Annotated in this window: 22 protein-coding genes and 2 pseudogenes; 19 read left to right on the forward strand and 5 right to left on the reverse strand. The window is 56.9% G+C overall.

Annotated features, from left to right (window positions below; translation table 11 throughout):
- Window position 1: 1 nt before the first annotated feature.
- The 5 genes from ACJU26_RS05935 to ACJU26_RS05955 are packed head-to-tail and all read right to left on the reverse strand — an operon-like array spanning window position 2 to window position 3,507.
- Window positions 2-853 carry a hypothetical protein gene (locus ACJU26_RS05935; RefSeq protein ID WP_414041598.1) on the reverse strand — a complete coding sequence of 284 codons (852 nt, stop codon included), beginning with the start codon at window positions 851-853 and terminating at the stop codon, window positions 2-4.
- Window positions 850-1,083, reverse strand: a complete 234-nt coding sequence (locus tag ACJU26_RS05940; protein ID WP_414041599.1) for a hypothetical protein — start codon at window positions 1,081-1,083, stop codon at window positions 850-852. Before ACJU26_RS05940 ends, ACJU26_RS05935 begins: the two co-directional genes overlap by 4 nt.
- Window positions 1,070-2,266 carry a type IV pilus twitching motility protein PilT gene (locus ACJU26_RS05945; RefSeq protein ID WP_414041600.1) on the reverse strand — a complete coding sequence of 399 codons (1,197 nt, stop codon included), beginning with the start codon at window positions 2,264-2,266 and terminating at the stop codon, window positions 1,070-1,072. Before ACJU26_RS05945 ends, ACJU26_RS05940 begins: the two co-directional genes overlap by 14 nt.
- Window positions 2,266-3,156 (reverse strand): type IV secretory system conjugative DNA transfer family protein, encoded by an 891-nt coding sequence (locus tag ACJU26_RS05950; protein WP_414041601.1) that lies wholly within the window; start codon window positions 3,154-3,156, stop codon window positions 2,266-2,268. The genes ACJU26_RS05945 and ACJU26_RS05950 overlap by 1 nt, the downstream gene beginning before the upstream one ends.
- A gap of 48 nt (window positions 3,157-3,204) precedes the next feature.
- Window positions 3,205-3,507, reverse strand: coding sequence for a hypothetical protein (locus ACJU26_RS05955; protein WP_414041602.1), 303 nt, complete (start codon window positions 3,505-3,507; stop codon window positions 3,205-3,207).
- Window positions 3,508-3,889: 382 nt separating this feature from the next.
- On the opposite strand from ACJU26_RS05955, the gene ACJU26_RS05960 reads away from it, so the two are divergent.
- From ACJU26_RS05960 to tnpC, 19 genes and pseudogenes are all read left to right on the forward strand, one after another.
- On the forward strand, window positions 3,890-4,822 hold the full coding sequence (locus ACJU26_RS05960; protein WP_414041603.1) for a hypothetical protein: 933 nt from the start codon (window positions 3,890-3,892) through the stop codon (window positions 4,820-4,822).
- 74 nt (window positions 4,823-4,896) lie between these two features.
- Window positions 4,897-5,154, forward strand: a complete 258-nt coding sequence (locus ACJU26_RS05965; protein WP_414041604.1) for a FitA-like ribbon-helix-helix domain-containing protein — start codon at window positions 4,897-4,899, stop codon at window positions 5,152-5,154.
- Window positions 5,151-5,573: a type II toxin-antitoxin system VapC family toxin gene (locus tag ACJU26_RS05970; RefSeq protein WP_414041605.1), complete on the forward strand. Its 423-nt coding sequence runs from the start codon at window positions 5,151-5,153 to the stop codon at window positions 5,571-5,573. Before ACJU26_RS05965 ends, ACJU26_RS05970 begins: the two co-directional genes overlap by 4 nt.
- Window positions 5,570-6,121, forward strand: a complete 552-nt coding sequence (locus ACJU26_RS05975; RefSeq protein ID WP_414041606.1) for a hypothetical protein — start codon at window positions 5,570-5,572, stop codon at window positions 6,119-6,121. Before ACJU26_RS05970 ends, ACJU26_RS05975 begins: the two co-directional genes overlap by 4 nt.
- The gene (locus ACJU26_RS05980; protein WP_414041607.1) at window positions 6,118-6,408 is read left to right on the forward strand and encodes an integration host factor subunit alpha; all 291 of its coding nucleotides are present in this window, start codon (window positions 6,118-6,120) and stop codon (window positions 6,406-6,408) included. The genes ACJU26_RS05975 and ACJU26_RS05980 overlap by 4 nt, the downstream gene beginning before the upstream one ends.
- 104 nt (window positions 6,409-6,512) lie before the next feature.
- Window positions 6,513-6,722, forward strand: a complete 210-nt coding sequence (locus tag ACJU26_RS05985; protein WP_414041938.1) for a DUF4160 domain-containing protein — start codon at window positions 6,513-6,515, stop codon at window positions 6,720-6,722.
- Window positions 6,709-7,116, forward strand: coding sequence for a DUF2442 domain-containing protein (locus ACJU26_RS05990; protein ID WP_414041608.1), 408 nt, complete (start codon window positions 6,709-6,711; stop codon window positions 7,114-7,116). Before ACJU26_RS05985 ends, ACJU26_RS05990 begins: the two co-directional genes overlap by 14 nt.
- Window positions 7,117-7,123: 7 nt before the next feature.
- Complete coding sequence (locus tag ACJU26_RS05995; protein ID WP_414041609.1) at window positions 7,124-7,816, forward strand: hypothetical protein; 693 nt, start codon at window positions 7,124-7,126, stop codon at window positions 7,814-7,816.
- Window positions 7,813-8,385, forward strand: a complete 573-nt coding sequence (locus ACJU26_RS06000) for a plasmid pRiA4b ORF-3 family protein (RefSeq protein ID WP_414041610.1) — start codon at window positions 7,813-7,815, stop codon at window positions 8,383-8,385. The genes ACJU26_RS05995 and ACJU26_RS06000 overlap by 4 nt, the downstream gene beginning before the upstream one ends.
- Before the next feature lie 46 nt (window positions 8,386-8,431).
- Window positions 8,432-8,674, forward strand: coding sequence for a hypothetical protein (locus ACJU26_RS06005; RefSeq protein ID WP_414041611.1), 243 nt, complete (start codon window positions 8,432-8,434; stop codon window positions 8,672-8,674).
- A 31-nt stretch (window positions 8,675-8,705) separates the two neighbouring features.
- A pseudogene (locus ACJU26_RS06010) lies at window positions 8,706-8,840 on the forward strand (helix-turn-helix domain-containing protein); the annotation flags it as partial.
- A complete protein-coding gene (locus tag ACJU26_RS06015) occupies window positions 8,817-9,032 on the forward strand; it encodes a helix-turn-helix domain-containing protein (protein WP_414041939.1) in 216 nt (71 codons plus the stop codon). The pseudogene ACJU26_RS06010 and the gene ACJU26_RS06015, both read left to right, overlap by 24 nt.
- Window positions 9,029-9,190, forward strand: a pseudogene (locus ACJU26_RS06020) (IS630 family transposase); the annotation flags it as partial. The gene ACJU26_RS06015 and the pseudogene ACJU26_RS06020, both read left to right, overlap by 4 nt.
- A gap of 117 nt (window positions 9,191-9,307) precedes the next feature.
- Window positions 9,308-9,619, forward strand: coding sequence for a DUF1778 domain-containing protein (locus ACJU26_RS06025; protein WP_414041612.1), 312 nt, complete (start codon window positions 9,308-9,310; stop codon window positions 9,617-9,619).
- Between the two features lie 374 nt (window positions 9,620-9,993).
- Entirely contained in the window at window positions 9,994-10,377 is a 384-nt protein-coding gene (tnpA, locus tag ACJU26_RS06030) for an IS66 family insertion sequence element accessory protein TnpA (protein ID WP_414041613.1), read from the forward strand.
- Complete coding sequence (gene tnpB, locus ACJU26_RS06035) at window positions 10,377-10,577, forward strand: IS66 family insertion sequence element accessory protein TnpB (protein ID WP_414041614.1); 201 nt, start codon at window positions 10,377-10,379, stop codon at window positions 10,575-10,577. Before tnpA ends, tnpB (ACJU26_RS06035) begins: the two co-directional genes overlap by 1 nt.
- A gap of 510 nt (window positions 10,578-11,087) precedes the next feature.
- Window positions 11,088-12,356 carry a group II intron reverse transcriptase/maturase gene (ltrA, locus tag ACJU26_RS06040; protein ID WP_414041615.1) on the forward strand — a complete coding sequence of 423 codons (1,269 nt, stop codon included), beginning with the start codon at window positions 11,088-11,090 and terminating at the stop codon, window positions 12,354-12,356.
- Between the two features lie 27 nt (window positions 12,357-12,383).
- The gene (tnpB, locus tag ACJU26_RS06045) at window positions 12,384-12,587 is read left to right on the forward strand and encodes an IS66 family insertion sequence element accessory protein TnpB (RefSeq protein ID WP_414041940.1); all 204 of its coding nucleotides are present in this window, start codon (window positions 12,384-12,386) and stop codon (window positions 12,585-12,587) included.
- 91 nt (window positions 12,588-12,678) lie between these two features.
- Window positions 12,679-14,307 carry an IS66 family transposase gene (tnpC, locus tag ACJU26_RS06050; protein WP_414041941.1) on the forward strand — a complete coding sequence of 543 codons (1,629 nt, stop codon included), beginning with the start codon at window positions 12,679-12,681 and terminating at the stop codon, window positions 14,305-14,307.
- Window positions 14,308-14,964 lie beyond the last annotated feature (657 nt).

Consider the following 14,964-nt stretch of genomic DNA (forward strand, 5'->3'; position numbering starts at 1 on the left):
ATCAATCTCCTTTTCCAAAAGCACCCATGAGTTTCCGCGCCTTTTCGACAGTAACCGGCGAAAAACGCAACTCATCTTCCATCAACTGTCCTGCGGGTCCTGCGGGTCCTGCGGACGGCGTATATCCTGCGGCCTGCACAGGGTTTGCATCCTGCGATCCTGCGGACGGTGCATCTGCAATGGGCTGGTCTGCTCGACCCGACAGCATGGTTTTTCCCACATTGCCTGATGATTCAGGTGCCGCAACAACACCAGGGCTTGGGCTTGCAGCCGGCGAAGGTCCTGCGGACGGCGTTTGGCTTGTTGCACCCTGCAAAGGGTTCGCATCCTGCAAAGGAATTGTTGACACATCGGAAAGTCCGTTTTCCGATCCCGGTTGCGATGGAACTGCTACGGGTATCGGCTGTGGCGATTGCACCCTGGCCATACCTGACCCTGCCGCATTGTCGTCCGCCCCAACATGCTTTTCCGGCTGTCTTTCAAACTGGGACTGCACCCCGGCAGAGGGTTGCACCCTGCGAAGGGGTTGCACCCCGGCAGGGGGTTGCGCCCCGGCATGAGGTTGTTCTTCGCCAGAAGGCGGTTGCGGCCCGCGAGGATTTTGCGATTTGCGAAAACTGCTGTCTGCAAGACCGTTGCTGTCTGCAAGACCGTTGCCGTCCGCAGGGCTTTTGCCGTGCGCAGCACTGCTGGTGGAAGCTATTTCTTTTTCCAGTTGCGCAAGTCCCAGCACCAATGCACGTTTTATCCAGACTTGACGCGGGAATTTTCTCTGTCCCAACATCTGGAGAAAACGCTGAATCTCCAGATCGTCCGGCGTGTTTTTTATGCGCAAGAGGAGACGTTCACTCACCGAACTCTCCAGTCACCCTGGATAAACCGATGGACCAGGGTCAACACGTCCATCAGGCGCAATCCGTACTTTTTGTTCAGCAAGATCATGAACGCAAACCACAACAGCAACAGTACGGTCCACCACCAACCGTGAATGACCAAAAAGCCCCAGGGAATCACCGGAACGAAAATGTAATATTCCAGCCCGAAAACGGTTTGCGGGACCATTCCCGCATTACGCCAGCGCATGTTCTGCCTCCAATCTCTGATAGGTTTCTTCCGAAATGATGCCGTCCCGGTAACGATCCTCGACGTCCCGGATCATGGGCCGGCCATGCTGGACCAGCATTTCATCGATCACCGGGTACAAATTTTCAATGGGCGTATCCAGAAGCCGCTTGCGCACCGGCGTCGTGAACGGCAGGTATTCCCGGATCGCCGTGCGCTTGCCATCCGTCGATTTCACCAGCAACTGGGAAACCACCAGTCGCAGGGAAAAAATCAAATCCTGCTTTTTCATGAGCTTTTCTTCTGTGGGAAAACCGGCAATCAGGCGCCCAATCGTGCTGCCTACGCCAATGGTATGTGTGGTGGACAGGACCGTATGGCCGGTCAATACCAGCTCGATGGCGGCAGCGATGCTTTCCCTGTCCCGCAATTCTCCGATCATGGCCACGTCCGGGTGACGTCGCATCCCTTCGCGGATGGACAAGGAAAAATCCCGCAGGTTGGTCGGCACTTCCGCATGATGGATGAAGCTGTGCGGAATCCGTCCGTCATGAATCATGTTGGTCACGACTTCCTGCAAGATGATTTCGATGGGATCTTCCGCCGTAATCAGCTTGATGGAATGTTTGCCGCGTTCCAGCCAGTCGCGCAGCATGGAAGCCAGCAAGGTCGTTTTCCCCGATCCGGTAGGTCCCGTTACCAGGACCAGTCCGCGTGTATGGAAAAAATGCTCCCGAATCGCGTCGGGGATGCCATATTCTTCGGGAAACTTGACCATCCCCGGCAGGGGGCGAATCGTGATCTGCACGTTGGTTTCACTGTTGGCATTCTGCCCTTGCACCATATTCACGCGGAAACGATGTTTTTTTCCACGACGCGCATGGCCGATGGGATGATGTTCTTCCACGACATACGCCATGTTCAGCCCGCCCCGGGTGCGGTTCATTTCTTCCTGCGCCGCCGCGCCACGAAACAGGTGATTGGCGATAAAACGCATTTCTTCCGGAAAAAGACATTCCAGATGCAGGTTTTTTGTAGATTCCGCATCCTTTGCTGCATCCAGAATGCGCCCGTCGCGCGTCAACACCCGATGTTCCCCATACAGATTCAGAAACATCGGATATTCCGTCTGCAAATCCAGATCGGACGCACCCATGTCCGAGGCCAGAATCAGTGCGCGATGCAAATCTTCCACCGTAAACATCAGAGCTTGCCCGCTTTCTGGATGGTTTGTGTCGAAAGACCCGGATTCCATATCAGGGTGTAGCGATGCACTATGCGCAAACCGGAAACATGCCAGGACGCCGGTTTGGTAATGCGCAAAACGCGATCGTTTTCACGCAAATCCGCGCCATGATGCACGGTGCCCAGATTGCTGATGGCAAAATACGGTGATCCGATCCGGTTTTTCGCGTGCAGTTTGTCGTACAGCAAAATACCCAGAAACGTGCGGCGCATCGTGTACACGGCATCGGTAAAATTGTTTTTGGCCAGACGCACCCCCGCGCGCCAGCCTTTTTGCAGGCCGGCAATCCAGGCGGCACGCTGTGCTGTCGTATGCGGTAACAGCAAGGGCGGAATATCCTTTTTCCGGGGATAGGGCGGCAGGGACGGCATGAGCCAGGATTGCCAGCGCGGAACATTGGTCAGCAATCGGGCAGGGGCATGAATCCGGTAGAGCTTGTTGGAGATCGTCAGAAAATCCGGATTGTGCAGGTGGATGGCTTCATGGGCCTGTTCCAGAATCGGCGGCATGACCCAGACCTGCTTGTTGGAATAGGGCACTGTAAAAATCCAGCGTGAAAAATCCCAGACATGCCCCAGATACACCTTGTCATTCTGCAACTGCGCCCAGATCACCCGGTCCTCCCAGGCGAGGCCCGCCTGTGCGCCGACCTGCATGGCCTTGCGATAAATGGCCTTGCGCTGGATGTGATAGAGCGGGTCGCCCTGGATGGCCTGATGAATGGACCCGGCACTGCGTCCCCATCGCGCCATTTCCGGATAAGGGGAAACCGGCGCGATGCGACCGCCAACGGTAGATGCCTGCCGGACAATGGCAGGAACTGACGTGTTCAGATTCTGGTTTAGCATGATAAAAATCTCCTCAATATGCATCCCACTGCGCTTTGGTGCCGTCCGCTATGGCTTCTTTGGGTCCGCACGGCTTTTCCCTTTTTCCTGTTCCGCTGGTGGATCATCAGGAATTGCCTTGATCTCATCCTCCACCTGCAAAAACCCCAGAACCACGGCAGATTTTATCCATGTGCCCTGCCTGAGTTTTTTTTCATGCAGCCATTGAAGAAAACGCTGAACGTGTAAATCTTCCAAAGACGATTTCCCCACCCAAAAAGTAATCCGCTTGCTTTTGCCCATATCGCAAACCTCTTTGCAAAAACCCTCTCTATCCCTTGGTGCCGCAAGATTTTGGCAGGCAATGGTCACGCGAGACGTCTCCCAAGCAGGCAAATGCGACGTCTCCGGAGACCACCGTCATCCGGGCAATGAACCGTGGTCGCGGGAGACGTCTCCGGAGACCGCATTGTGACGTCTCCAGAGTAGGCAGATGTGACGTCTCCAGAGACCCCGGTCATTCCAAAAAAGAGAGTGGTCTCGTGCGACGTCTCTGGAGACCACAGCGCGACGTCGCAAAAGTATGCAAAGTGACGTCTCCCGCGACCACGACCTCTTGTGCGCGGGGTTTTCGAGGGGTGGGAAAAGTGTAAACGTGCATGATAGAGTAATGGGGCCGGAAGCCGTGATTTTTGGAGAAAAATCGCGTGTTGCAGGCCCCATAGGTGGCGGGAGAGTCGAGAGAGGTGGCGTCATGGAGAGATCGGTTGCGACGGAGCGTTTGTACGGTCGTCTGGTGCGCAGGGTTCTGGAGCGGTCTGGACGGGATGGGGTGGGGACGTTGGGGGAGTTGGGAGAGTGGATGAGAAAGCAGGAATGGGGTGTATCGACCTTGCGGCTGTATCGGATGGCGTTGCTCTGGTATTTCGTGGATGTGGGAGGGCAGGGGACGCGGGAAGCGGTGGGGGCGGTTCTGGGCATGACGGGGGCGGTACGGAAGAAACGGCGAGGTGGGCCGGGGAAGCGTCGGAAGTCGGAGAAGGGATGGGAGCCGGTGGCGGAGTGGTTGAGTCAGCGGGAAGTGGGGAAGGATGTGGCGCTATGGATGGAAGCGGCGATGCGGGCGGGGTATCGCCCGGGGGAGTGGTGGGAGAGTCGTTTGGAGCTTGCGCATCGGCGCTTGTGGATACCGACGGCGAAGGCGAAGCGGGATAGTGCGGGGAATCGCTTGCGTGGTGTGGGTGTAGAGGATGAGTCCGGGCGGGTCTGGCGGTATCTGGAGTTTGTGTCTGAGGAAGATTGGCAGGTGGTGGTGAATGCGATGAGTCTGCGGGATCGTCTGCTTTATGAAGGGTATGTGGCAGAGGACGTATTGAAAAACTATGCGCAGTGGTTGCGGCGGGGTTGGGATGCGGTGCATGGGTCGGTACGGCCGCGCATGACGTTGTATTCGGCGCGTCATGTATTTGCGGGCCGGATGAAGAAGGCGGGAGTGGACCGTCGGACGCTGGCGGCGGCGATGGGGCAGATTTCGACGAAATCGAGTAAGGTATATGGCAGGACGCTACATGCGGGGGCGGTGAAGCCGGGGGTGGTGGTGCCGGATTTGCTGGTGGAGACGGTGCGTTCGCCGGGTGGTCAGCATCCGGGGATGGGAAAGGATGGTGGGTTTGAGGTATTTTCTTGAAGATGAAACGCTTGCGCCTTGGTATCATTACCATACAATGGGTGCGTTGATCCACTTTGATGGAGATATATCAAATGGCAAACGTGAATGTAAGAAATCTGCCCGATGAGGTGCATCGGGCCATCCGAATCCAGGCCGCCCATCATGGTCGCAGCACCGAAGCGGAAATCCGCGACATCCTGGAACGGGCGGCCAAGCCGGAGGGTCGCGTGAAGCTTGGTTCGTATCTGGCCTCTATCGCTCGTGAGGCAGGCGGTTTGACGGATGAAGAAGTCGCCATCTTCGAGAGCACGCGCATCAAGTCCCCCGCTCGTGCAGCGAGATTTGAGTGATTCTGCTCGATACCAACGTCATTTCGGAGCCGCAGCGCCCGGCCCCGAATACCCATGTTCTTGACTGGCTCGACGCACAAGCGCTGGAAACACTCTACCTGTCAGCGATCACGGTAGCCGAGTTGCGTGCGGGTATCGCGCTGATGCCGGACGGAAAGCGCCGGAACAGCCTGCATGAAAATTTGGAAAAGCGCTTGCTGCCGATGTTCGCCAACCGGGTGTTGCCGTTCGATATGGCTTGCACGAAAGCCTATGCGGAACTGCTGGCAAAGTCTCGCGTTGTCGGCTTGGCGATTGAAACGGCCGATGCCTTCATTGCAGCCGTCGCCCTCGCCAACGGATTCATCGTCGCCACCCGCGACACCAGTCCTTTTGAAGCTGCTGGAGTGAACGTCATCAATCCATGGGAGGTGTCGTGATAAATAGCAATGATCGGGGGAAACTGGAAAATCTGGTGGATAATCTGGCGGATGCTGGTGCGATTTCGCGGGATTCGGCATACCGTTTGCTCCGGCAGGTATTTTTTCAGGAAGACATTACGGACCGGTATGTACGAACCGAAGCGGGTTTTGTGGCGTTGGGTTTGACGTTGTGTAAACAGGAACCGGGGGTTGGAGCGATCGTATTTCGATGGGCACCGGTTTCGGGCAAGCCGGATCATTACCGCTGGGTGTTATCGGTGCGGGAAGATGTTGCGCCGAAGATTCTACGGGAGTGGGATCGGTATGTGCGGGTGGAATATGCGGCCAATCTGGTGCAGTGTGATGAAACGCTCATGGCGGAAAAAAGAAAAGACTGTGAGCGCTACCGGCGTCGTCACTGGCCGTTTCAGGTGGTGGTGGACAATACGGGCGATGGTGAATTGTCGGGTGGTGGAGATGTGAACCCGGACGCCGGTGCGGAACCGGACGCCGGTACGGACCCGGACGCCGGGGCGGAGACTGTTTCTCCAAAGGACAGAAAATGACGGTAACGAAAGCGGAACTGGCGGAACATCTCCGCAATAGTATGGGGCTGACGAGGATGGACGCGTCGGCATTGGTGGATACTTTTTTTGCCACGATGCGACAGGCACTGGCTAGTGGTGAGCCTGTTTTGCTGTCCGGTTTTGGCAAGTTCACGCTGCATGACAAACGGTCACGGCCGGGACGAAATCCCAAGACGGGCAAACCGTTTTTGATTACGTCGCGTCGGGTGGTGACTTTTTCAGCTAGTCCGGGGCTGCGCAAATACTGTGATATGAAGGTGGACTAGGGACCTGGATTTTTTGATATTCCAAAGCGGTTAGGTTTTACTATACTCGGTTATGCTTGCGATCTTGCGATCTTGCGATCTTGCGTATCGGCGGCCTACGGGTCGTGATTTATCCCAATGAACATCGGCCCGCCCATGCCCACGTGATTGGCGATGGGGAAGCGGTATTCATCTTGAACTGTCCGGATGGCCCGCCAGAGTTACGTGAGAGCTATCGGTTTGATCGGTCGGACCTGGCCCGCATTGAAACGGGGTTGGCAGATCACATTGCTGAGTTATGTACTGAATGGAGAAAGTTTCATGGCTATTACTGAACAGGAGTTCGCCCATGCCGAAAAGCGCGCTCAGGCGCACCGGCAGGCAGGCTATGCTGTGGCTGCCCGCTACGTTCGGCGTACATCGCGCGTGGTAGTGAAACTTGACACGGACGTGCAGATCAGCTTTCCGACACACTTGGCCGAGGGTTTGGCTGGTGCTTCACCGGATGATCTGTCCGTCATTGAAATAAGCCCATCTGGCTTGGGTCTTCATTGGCCGAAGCTCGATGCGGACCTGTATGTGCCCGGTCTCCTGGCCGGCCAGTTTGGTTCCAAACGGTGGATGGGAGCCCATCTTGGGGCTGCTGGCGGAAGGGTTCGTAGCCGTGCCAAGGCGGTTAGTTCTCGCGAAAATGGTCACAAAGGCGGGCGACCGCGTAAGGTGGTTTAATTAAAAAATGATGGACGAATCTGAAGAACAGGCGAAGCTGGACAAGCTGGTACGGGATTTGGCCCGTTGTGGTGGTGTATCGGAGCGGTCGGCATGGCGGTTGGTGCAGGATCTGTTTTTTCATGAGGGTGTCACGGACCATTATGTGCATACGGAGTGTGGTTTTGTGACGATGGGGTTGTCGATATTTGATCCGGGTCCGCCCTTGGAGCCGGTGCAGGAGATTCCGGATTGGGTGAATCGTTTGCCGGACAACCAGCCGAAGCCGGTATTTCCGACGGAAGCCACGGTGGAAGAGTTGAACGCCCAGCGTCGGGAGATGCGGTTTTCGTCTTTGCCGGCTTTTGGCAGGCCGGATCATTACCAGTGGCATGTGGCGGTCATCGAGGAGGATGCCCCGGAGATATTACGGATATGGAATCGCTATTGCGCCAGTTCGCTCACGCTCACGCGGTATCAGATGATGCTGGAATCGTCGGGTGATGGTGTTATGGGTGGAGACTGGCAGTCCACGGGAGAAGGGGAAGCGTCGCAATGGGTTCCCTGGACGAAGGCATCCATTCAGGAATTCCTGCGGGATGCGCAGTCTGATTGGATGATGGCGAAACGGGTCTGGAACCGGGAGCGGAGAAAGTATTGGCCGGTACGGTTGGTGGTGGACAACGCGGCCGGGAATGATGGTGGCAAGGTGATTTCATGAGAATGTTCACCTTGCGGATCGCATTAGAGGGCATTGAGCCACCCATTTGGCGGCGGATTCAAATCGATGCCGAGCAAAATCTATGGAGTCTGCATCAGGCCATCCAGGTGGCGATGGGCTGGACGAACAGTCATATGCATGAATTCGTCATTAAAAAAGTGCGCTATGGTGAAACCACCGAAGAATCGGACGCCGAGAATGCCTTTTGGGGTGTCGAGGTCCGGGAAGAATCGGAGGTGACGCTGATGCAGGTCATCCATAGTCGGAGCAGGTTTTTATATGTGTACGATTTTGGTGATGACTGGCGGCATGTCATCAAGGTGGAAAAAACCGAAGAAGTCCCTGCGCCTCGACATGCCTGGGCATCCATCGTGGATGGGGGCCGAAATTGCCCACCTGAAGACGTGGGTGGCGTTTGGGGTTATCTGGAGTTGCTGGAAATTCAAAAAAGAGGCGCTCAAAACAGCGATGAAGCACTTTTCCTGGACATGCTACCCGAAGGATTTGATCCGGAGGTGTTTGATCTGGAAGAGACGCGGGCCATCATGGAGGAGTCTTTTGGGGAGTAATCACCCTGTGGATATGTTGCACCTGGTGTACTGACGTGCATCATTCATGAGTATCCGCATCCTGATCTGGCAGGTCCTGCACGAGTTCGGCAAGCAGATTGAGCACTGCGTGGGACAGTTTCCATTGCCCACGGAATTGGTCGCCTATGACGAGGATGTGACCCATCCATCCAACAGTGCCGCCCTGGTGGTGTCTCACAAATGCCTTTATATTTTGGTGGTTCATATATCCTGTCCGAAGTGCGTCTTCGAGGAGGATTGTGATGGTCAAAGAGCGAATCATGCTTGATCTGGCTGAGATGCAGGAACTGAAGAAACGGATGCGATCCAGCACGGTAGCGGTACGAGATCGCCAGCGGGCGCAGATTGTTCTACTGGCGGCGGAGGGCAGACACAAGATACCATTGGCAAAGCGGTGGTGTGTCTCGCGTATGACCGTCAATCACTGGTGCCGACGCTTCAGGCGGTCGCGGCTGGCCGGGCTCTCGGCTGCACCGGGACGGGGGCGCAAAGCGAGTTTGCCCGTTGCGGCGGTGCAGAAGGTTATCGAGACGTCGGGCAAACCGCCGACCACGCAAGGACGCTGGAACTGCCGCAGCATGGCGCAGGCGACTGGCATATCGCCTGCCAGCGTGCAGCGACTCTGAACCCGCCCGACAAGGCCATCGTTCTGTGTTGCGACGAAAAGTCCCAGTGCCAGACGCTGGAGCGCACCCAACCCGGTCTTCCGTTGCGAATCGGTCATATTAAAACTGCGACCCATGACTACATCCGCCACGGTACGCTGACACTGTTTGCTGCCTTGACAAAATGGGATGCGTTTTTTGTCCATGCCAGTTTTCGGGCAGCCTGATCATTACCGGTGGTTTGGCCTCGATCATCATCTGGGTTTTCGGCGTCATTTGTACTAACATTGAGTCGAATGTACAGCATTAGGAAGCTTGCCATGCCCGCCACCAGCACTACCGTCCGCTCAGCCCGCCTCGGGCTGCGCACGACCCCTGAGCAGGAAACCATTCTGCGTCGCGCCGCCGAGGTCGCGCACAAATCGTTGACTGATTTCATTCTCGATGCCGCATACCAAGCGGCTGAGCAGACCCTGCTCGACCAGCGTCTGTTCATGGTCTCCGGCAGCCAGTACCAGGCGCTGCTGGACATGCTGGATCGGCCGGAATCCGACAACCCGGGCTTGGCCGATCTATTTTCGCGGCGTCCGGTCTGGACCAGGAAGTGAGTCTGTCGGCACCGCAATCGCTTGATGCGAGGCATGGCTGGAAGCGTTCGACTGCGGCAAACCGGCACTCACTGAATGGTTGCTGCGCTACGCGCGGCAGGCCCAAGGCAGCGGCTCTGCGAGAACCTTCGTCGTCTGCGACGGGGATCGCATCGCCGGTTATTACAGCTTGACCGTTGGTCAAATTGACACACTCGAGGCCCCGGAGCGGGTTCGTCGCGGGATGGGCTAGTAGTACGTTCCATGAAATAATTTACAAAGCAGTGTCATTTTGTCATGCTGGTTCCAGGTAAGCGGTAACTGAGCGGCGTTCTACCCGGGAATATGGGGGCCGTGCAGAATGTGTTCCCAGGACACATGCTGAGGAGCACAAGATGACCCTATCCCGGAGAAAATCCCCCATCCGCAGCGCCCAAGCGTGGCAAGCGTTACTGGAAGAACAGCGTGCGAGCAGCCTGACGGTGGCCGCATTTTGTCGGCAGGTCGCCATCAGCCCGGCTAGTTTTTATCGCTGGCAGGGACGGCTACGGCAACAGGGGGTTTCCAAGGCGGTTCCCAGCAGGGTGCCGTCGGTATCGGATGTGGGCGCGGTTCCGGCCGTGACCGCGCGGATGGTCGCACCCCACCCCCCGGACTTTGTGGACCTGGGTGCGCTGGCAGACCTGACTCCCACCCGGCGAGAGGAGGTGGCCACCCCCCGCGTGGAATTGCGCCTGGAACTGGGCGCGGGTCTGGTGTTGCATCTGGTGCGGGGCTGATGTTTTTCCCGGAAGGCCGGGTGCGGGTGCACCTCTGTGGCCAGCCGGTGGATATGCGCAAGTCTTATGATGGGCTGACTGCACTGACCCGCAGCGTCTTGCAGCAGAATCCCCTGTCCGGGCATCTGTTTGTGTTCATCAACCGGCGGGCCACCCAGATGAAGATCCTCTATTGGGGTGTGTCACGAATGCAGGCGTAAGCCTGCGATGCTGTATCGAAGATGGGAGCAGGCCTCCCGAAGTCTGCCTGCAGGGGCTGGCTTCAAACCGCCCGGTGCCGCTGCGTTCAAAAGGCGTGGTGGTGAGCGACCGTGGAAAAGGCGCCGATAACGGCGTCAGGTAGGTATTGAGAAGATGAGCGAAAGCAAACCGTTCGAAGACGCATCGTTAAGAACTCAAGCGCTGTCAAAACCGGGGCCGCCCAATAGCCTCGGGACCAATCTGGAGGGCACCTGTTTACTGTCCAGATGGCAGCCGGTGTATAGGCGGCATGATCTCAATACAGGCTTTGATATGGAACGTGAGAACCTCACCTCTGATGCCAAGGGAAATGACAAGCGGCTACCACCGCGAGGAAGAATACCGATGCAGAGGTCGAGGGGCGGAGCCATTCGTAGTAGTGATGAAATTCTTGTAATGGGAATGGAGCGAAGGGATGGCGTTGTCCAGCTGGCGACGGTCACCAACTTGCTTAGGCAAGGAGGAGTGGCATGAGCACAGCAAAGTCGTATAACATTTCCAAACAAGTAGTTTGGAAGGCTTATCAATGCGTAAAAGCTAACGGAGGCGCTGCTGGAATAGATGAGCAATCCATCGCTCAGTTCGAGCAGGACTTGCAGCGGAACCTCTATAAGGTGTGGAATCGAATGTCATCCGGTTCCTATTTTCCACCACCAGTTCGGCAGGTGGAAATTCCCAAGCGATCCGGAGGCAAGCGCGCATTGGGTATACCCACGGTGGCGGACAGGGTGGCCCAGACGGCGGTCAAGCTTTTAGTGGAGCCACGTTTGGATCGCCTGTTTCATCCGGACTCCTACGGGTACCGGCCGGGAAAGTCGGCCCAGCAGGCGGTTGCGATCACACGTAAACGCTGCTGGAACCACAACTGGGTGGTGGAGTTCGATATCAGGGGAGCCTTTGATCACATTGATCATGGGCTGCTGCTCAAAGCGGTAAAACATCACATAAAGGAAGGCTGGATCTTGTTATATATCGAGCGTTGGCTTAAGGCTCCGTTCGTGACCGTCGAGGGTATCCAAGTACCGCGTGAAAGCGGCACGCCCCAAGGTGGAGTTATCAGCCCTTTGTTGATGAATCTGTTTATGCATTATGCGTTCGATATCTGGATGCAAAGGTCATTTCCTGCATGTCCGTTTGCACGGTATGCTGACGATGCGGTAGTTCACTGCCGCACGGAGAGGCAGGCACATGAGGTCATGACAGCAATTGAGATACGCCTGGCAGAATGCTTGTTGAGCATGCACCCGGACAAGTCGAAGATTGTTTATTGCAAGGACAGTAACCGCAAAGCAGCTTACCCTACGACGCAGTTTACGTTTCTGGGGTTCACCTTCCGACCACGGGAGGCATGGGGCAATAATGGATGCCGGTTTACCAGCTTCCTGCCCGGGGCCAGTACTGAAGCGCTCAAGCGAATGCGTCAACGAACCCGCAGCTGGAATATCCAGCGACAAACACCGGCCAGCCTTTTGGAACTATCAAAACAGTACAACGCCATCCTACAAGGGTGGTGGAACTACTACGGGGCTTTCTACAAAACGGTTATGCGTAAAGTCTTTGATCATTTTAATCAGAAGCTTAAACGCTGGGCTCGTCGGAAATACAAAGCATTGGCGGGGCATAAGCGCCGCAGTGCTGACTGGCTCAACCGAATGAGGAAAGCATGCCCATCGTTGTTTGTGCACTGGCACGTTTATGGAAATGAAAGCCGACTGGACAACGGGAGCCGTATGAGTTGAGAGACTCACGTACGGTTCTGCGAGAGGCTGAGGGTGAAACTCCTACGGCCTACTTACCATCGTAGTGGATTCTGTCTCTGGGCCAAGCGCCTGGAGCAAGGGCGTTTTCTCCCGGACTGGGGAAAAGTGACCACGCGGGAGATGGATTGGACGGCGCTCAAGCTGCTGCTCGAAGGCATCGAGCCGGGTGCCCGGCGCAAACGGTATCTGGCTCCCACCCAGGCGGGATAACCCATCGGTTTTTGGGCTTTTTGCGTGTTTTTCGGGGTCTTTTTGATGGACAAAGACCGCAATTATTGCTATGATTTTCCATATGAAAAGCATGACGGCAGCGGCCCTGTTTCCGACCCCCTTGAGCCTCGAAGAGGCCGCTGCCCTGTCTCCGCAAACCGTGCTTCTGGCCATTCAGGGGTGGCTGCATTCTGAGCAAAAACTGGCCTCCCTGCAGGAACAGATCGACGCCCTCAAACACCAGCTCGACTGGTTCAAGCGCCAGACCTTCGGCCAGAAGAGCGAAAAGCGGATCCTCGAAGCCCCTGCACAGCAGCTGACCCTGGCCGAGGCTTTGGGGATAGAGGCCGCTGTACCGCTGGCAGAAGCCCCCACCCGTATCATTCCGGCCCATACCCGCAAAAGCACCTGCCGCACACCCGAAGACCAGGCCGAATCCGTGCCCTTCTTCGATGCCGATCAAGTCCCGGTGATGACCATTGAAGTCCCGAATCCGGAAATGGCCGCTTTGACACCGGAGCAGTACACCGTCATCGGCAGTAAAGAGACCTATCGCCTGGCACAGCGGCCAAGCAGCTATGTGGTGATCAAATACGTCCGCCCGGTGATCAAACGCCTCGACACCCAGACCATCAGCTGTCCGCCCGCCCCGGTAGGGGTACTCGAAGGCAGCCGCGCCGACGTCAGCTTCGCGGCCGGGATGGTCGTCGAGAAATTCCTCTATCATTTGCCTCTATACCGCCTGCATCAGCGCTTGCAGGATATGGGCTTTACCCTGAGCCGGGTGTGGCTGACCCAACTGATGCAGCGGGTCGTGGGCCTCCTGGAACCCATCTACAACGCCCAGTTCGACTCCATCCGCGCTTCCCGGGTCAAGGCCATGGATGAAACCCCCATCAAGGCCGGCCTGCAAGGGCCGGGGAAGATGAAGCAGGGCTATTTCTGGCCGGTCTATGGCGAGCGGGACGAGATCTGCTTCCCGTATTGCGAAAGCCGCCGGGCAGAACATGTGGATCAGCTCCTGGGACTGACGGCACCGCCCGGTGCCGTGCTGATCACCGATGGTTATGCGGCCTACAGCCGCTACGAGAAGAAAACGGAAGGGCTGACCCATGCCCAGTGCTGGGCGCATACCCGTCGTGAATTCTTCGAGAGCCAGGACGCCGATCCGCAACGGGCGGCCGTGGCATTGGAAATGATCGGCAACATCTATGCGGTGGAAGCCGAGATTCGGGATCGGGGACTGAAAGGGGCCAAAAAGCAGGATATCCGGCTGACCAAAGCCAAGCCCTTGGTAGAGGCGTTCTTCACCTGGGTGGCCGACACGGCCGCCGATACCGGATTACTGCCCAGCAACCCGCTGAGCAAGGCCCTAGCCTATGCCCACAAACGCCGGGCGGGGCTGGAGGTCTTCCTGAGCGATGCCGATGTGCCCATCGACACCAATCATCTGGAAAGAGGCTTGCGGGTGATCCCCATGGGCCGGAAGGCTTGGCTGTTCTGCTGGACGGAACTGGGTGCCAAACAGGTCGGCATCGTGCAGAGCCTGCTGACCACTTGCCGCCTCCACGACGTCAATCCCTATGACTATCTGGTCGATGTCTTGCAGCGGGTCGGCCAGCATCCCAGTTCCCGCGTCGCCGAACTGACGCCAAGGCTCTGGAAAGAACACTTCGCGGCCAACCCCCTGCGCTCGGACCTCTATAACATCTCGAACTAAGCCGCAAGATACGCCGCTCAGTTACCGCTTACGGTATAGGGTGGGGACGTCCATCCCATTGCTTACACACTGTTAGCCAGTTGCTCTCCGGTCTTGTGAGTGTGATCAGTCAAATCGATGGTTCTCTGGTCAACATATATGAGGGGTAGACGGCAGCATAAAAAAGCCACGCAGCCCGTTTTTGTGAGCGGGCGGCATGGCTCCGAGGAGAGGCTTCTCCGTTCAGAACGGTGGGTCGTCGGCGATGGGTGGCGGGATTCTTTGCTACCATGTGGTGCCGACCAATAGCCGGAGTCTGAGTGCCTTCCGGCATTATGTCGTCGACCTCTGGCGGCGCACGCTTCGGCGGCGAAGCCAGAAAGACCGGACGCGATGGGAACGGATGGCACAAATTGCTGATGCGTGGCTACCAGAGCCGCGCGTTCTTCAACAGTGGCCAAGCGAACGCTTTGCCACCAAGCACCCAAGGTGGGAGCCCGGTGCGCGAATTGCGCCCGCTGGAATCTGTGCGGGGGGTGTCCAGTAATGTGTATCCCTACCGCGATGGAATAAGAAGGGAGATCCCGGCAATGTCTCAACCTTATGCCCGTTGAGATAGGCATTACTATAGGGAAGTGAGCACGTCTACCACCGAACCCTCTTCGTCTCAACCTTATG

The sequence above is a fragment of the Acidithiobacillus sp. M4-SHS-6 genome, from assembly GCF_047421495.1.
In the GTDB taxonomy this organism is placed as follows: domain Bacteria; phylum Pseudomonadota; class Gammaproteobacteria; order Acidithiobacillales; family Acidithiobacillaceae; genus Acidithiobacillus.